This is a genomic window from Pseudomonas sp. SMSB3, assembly GCF_052041965.1.
In the GTDB taxonomy this organism is placed as follows: domain Bacteria; phylum Pseudomonadota; class Gammaproteobacteria; order Pseudomonadales; family Pseudomonadaceae; genus Aquipseudomonas.
This window is the reverse complement of the sequence record NZ_JBKGGV010000064.1, coordinates 1-235: the sequence shown is the minus strand read 5'-3', so window position 1 is coordinate 235 and position 235 is coordinate 1. Positions and strand designations below refer to the sequence as shown.

General features: G+C 69.8%; 1 protein-coding gene. It reads right to left on the bottom strand.

The genetic code is table 11. From position 1 onward, the window contains the following. Positions 1–235: AMP-binding protein (locus ACLEJW_RS23300; RefSeq protein WP_440778341.1), on the bottom strand; the 235-nt coding region annotated here is incomplete at both ends.

Sequence of the window (235 nt, the reverse complement as noted above, 5' to 3'; positions counted from 1 at the left end):
GGCGGTGAGCGAATAGGCCTCCTGCATCCAGGCCAGGCGGTTGTGCAAGGCCACATGGCGGTTGCCGGCGCCCTTGGGCTTGCCGGTGGAGCCGGAGGTGTAGATCACGTAGGCGAGGTTTTCCGGGCCCAGCAGCACATCCGGGTTGGTCGCCGGCAAGGCCTGCCAGGCCTCGGCGCGGTCCAGGTCCAGCACCGCCAGCCCGTCAGGGATCGGCAGGCCTGTGCGCAGGTGT